Below are 2,641 nucleotides of genomic sequence, written 5' to 3'. Positions count from 1 at the left end.
CGTAAGCGGCTCGGCCTGGCCGTTTCCCCATTCGCGCGCGCGTGAGGCATGATGGTGATGGCGTGTCGGAGTCCGTGTGGATCACGGGGGATCGTGTCCGCGATCGGCGATCGTGGGCACGATCCATCCGAATCTATCCGGATCTACCCGGTTAAGGGTGCAGGCGAGATGGCCGGCTTCAGTTTGTCGGCGACGCTCCAGGGCAGCAATTCGTCGATGCGAGAGATCTTGTGATCAGCGATGTGGGTCAGGACGTATTCCAGGTAAGCACGTGGGTTGATCCCGTTGAGCTTGCACGTCCCGATCAAGCTATACATCGCTGCGGCCCGCTCGCCCCCGCTGTCGGAGCCGACGAACAGATAGTTTTTGCGTCCGAGCGCGACACAGCGCAGCGCGTTTTCGGCAAGCACGTTGCTGATCTCGGCTCGACCGTCCTCGCAGTAGAACACGAGCGCTGTCCAGTGGTTCAGCGAGTAGTTGATCGCTTTGGCAAGCGCGGACTTCGTCGACAGCGTCGCGAGTTTCGCCCTGATCGTCGCTTCGAACTTCGCGAGCAACGGCTTGGTTTTTTCCTGCCTCGCGCGCAGACGCTCGTCAGGCGCCTTGCCGCGGATGTCGGCTTCGATGCTGTAAAGTTCGCCGATCATCTCGAGCAGTTGCTGGGTATCCGGTGTCGGCGTGCGCACGTGAACATCGTAGATGTACCGCCTCGCGTGATCCCAGCACGCCGCTTCGTGGATCTCGCCGCTGGCGTACAGTTGATCGAAGCCGGCGTAGGCATCGGCCTGCAGGATGCCGTGGAATGCAGCAAGCCGGGTTTGAGGATGAACGCCTTTGCGATCCGACGAGAAGTCGAACCATACCGCAGCCGGCTCGGTCGAGCCCGAGCGGCGATCGTCACGCACGTAGACCCAGAAGCGTCCGGTCGCCGTCTTTCCGTTGCCTGGTGCGAGCACTGCGACCGGGGTGTCGTCGACGTGCACCTTGCCGGGGACCAGCGCGTAGCGCTGGATCGCTTCAACAAGCGGCCCGCAGAGCCCGGCAATCTGCCCGATCCAGCGCCCCATGCTGGCGCGATCCAGTGTCACACCGTCGCGTGCCGCAATCTCCGATTGGCGATACAGCGGTTGATGATCGGCGAACTTCGATACCGCAATATCGGCCAGCAGGCTCGGATGGGCGATGCTGTGCTCGATCGGCAGGCTGGGCATCGCGGGCTGTTCGATGTAACCGCACTCGGGACAGCACAGCTTGTGACGGATCGTGCGGATCACTTTGAACGCAGCCGCCACGCGGGCGAGCTGCTCGGATACATCCTCGCCGAGCCGCTGCATCGTCGTTGCGCACTTGGGGCAACCCGGCTGCGGCGTGAGTTCGATTTCGTCGCGGGGCAAGTGCGGTGACAGTGGCTCTCGCGTGGGTGCCCGACCGGGTGGCGCCGTCGACATCTTGTCTCGATGCCCCCGCGTCTCCGCAGCACCCTGGCCGGCTGTCAGGTCTTCCAGCTGCGCCTCGAGTTGATCGATCTGCCTCGCCAGCTTCTCGGACTTGCTCCCGAAGTACATTCGCCTGAGCTTGTCGATCTGCGCCTTCAGGCGCTCGATTTCGTCATCGCGAGCAGCGATCTCCCGCACCATGTTCGCGATCGATGCCTGCTGTTCGCGCAGCGATGCTTCCTGCGCGAACAGCGACGCCTGCTGCGCGAGCACCAGGGCCTGGAGCTCGGCGACGGTAGCGGGAAGCGGCGCATCTTTGGACATGCGTCGCAGTTTACGAGCCTTCTCCGCGGTTTACAACATCGACAGAGTGGCGGTACGTCGCGGCTGCCGCCAGTCAATGCCCTCGAGCAGCATCGACAGTTGAGCGCTCGTCAGATGGACCTTTCCGCCGTCGGCCTGCGGCCAGATAAAACGGCCTCGCTCCAATCGCTTTGCGAGCAACCAGAGCCCGTCGTCGGTCGCCCAAAGCAGCTTCACGAGATCGCCGCGGCGACCGCGGAAGATGAATACTTTGCCGCCCAGCGGATTCTCTTCGAGCGTCGCCTGTACTTTTGCGGCCAGCCCCTGGAACCCGCAGCGCATGTCGGTCACGCCCGCTGCGAGCCAGATGCGCGTACCCGCTGGAAAGCCGATCATCGTGATAGCTCGCGAATAAGCAACTTCAGCGTTGCCGGCGATACATCCCCGCGTAGACGAATCCGTGCCCGTGCAAATTCGATCTCGCAAACACCTTCTGCCAATGGCGCGGCTTCCGAGGTCGTCATCGCAGATGCCGCGACCGAGGTCTCGTCAACAATACTCACCGGCAACAACGTCGGAATACCATCGGTCGGTTTCTGGTGGTCCACGTCTTCAGGACGCGGCGGCCCAAATGCGCCTTCAAGATATTGGCGACGCCATCGGAACAGCAAGTTGGTGTTGATATCGTTACGCCGGGCAACCAGCGATACCGACGCGTCTGGCTCGAACGTTTGCTCGACCAGCGCCCGCTTGAACTCGTCCGCGAAGTTCGGTCGTTTGCTCGACTTCACGCGTTTGACGGCCGACATCTCGTCCACTTTGGTTCCCACTAAAAAATTTAGTGGGAACTACGATACATTCGATCAGGCCTCGTGGACGTACGGCCGCCCCGAGCCGCTTAC

Annotated in this window: 3 protein-coding genes; all 3 read right to left on the bottom strand. The window is 62.2% G+C overall.

Features of this window, described 5'->3' with window-relative positions:
* Positions 1-143: 143 nt before the first annotated feature.
* Positions 144-1,637: an IS66 family transposase gene (gene tnpC, locus DID99_RS36280; RefSeq protein ID WP_260444791.1), complete on the bottom strand. Its 1,494-nt coding sequence runs from the start codon at positions 1,635-1,637 to the stop codon at positions 144-146.
* 153 nt (positions 1,638-1,790) lie between these two features.
* The gene (gene tnpB / locus DID99_RS36275) at positions 1,791-2,135 is read right to left on the bottom strand and encodes an IS66 family insertion sequence element accessory protein TnpB (protein ID WP_124668696.1); all 345 of its coding nucleotides are present in this window, start codon (positions 2,133-2,135) and stop codon (positions 1,791-1,793) included.
* The gene (gene tnpA / locus DID99_RS36270; protein WP_124668695.1) at positions 2,132-2,548 is read right to left on the bottom strand and encodes an IS66-like element accessory protein TnpA; all 417 of its coding nucleotides are present in this window, start codon (positions 2,546-2,548) and stop codon (positions 2,132-2,134) included. Before tnpA ends, tnpB begins: the two co-directional genes overlap by 4 nt.
* Between the last annotated feature and the right edge of the window lie 93 nt (positions 2,549-2,641).

Source organism: Burkholderia sp. Bp8986 (assembly GCF_003854225.1).
Lineage (GTDB): Bacteria > Pseudomonadota > Gammaproteobacteria > Burkholderiales > Burkholderiaceae > Burkholderia.
This window is presented reverse-complemented; position numbering and strand designations above follow the sequence as displayed.

Bases quoted from the DNA above. Each gene is read 5' to 3' on its own strand.
- tnpC (WP_260444791.1), bottom strand. From the start codon at position 1,637: ATGGTGCGGGAGATCGCTGCTCGCGATGACGAAATCGAGCGCCTGAAG.
- tnpB (WP_124668696.1), bottom strand. From the start codon at position 2,135: ATGATCGGCTTTCCAGCGGGTACGCGCATCTGGCTCGCAGCGGGCGTG.
- tnpA (WP_124668695.1), bottom strand. From the start codon at position 2,548: ATGTCGGCCGTCAAACGCGTGAAGTCGAGCAAACGACCGAACTTCGCG.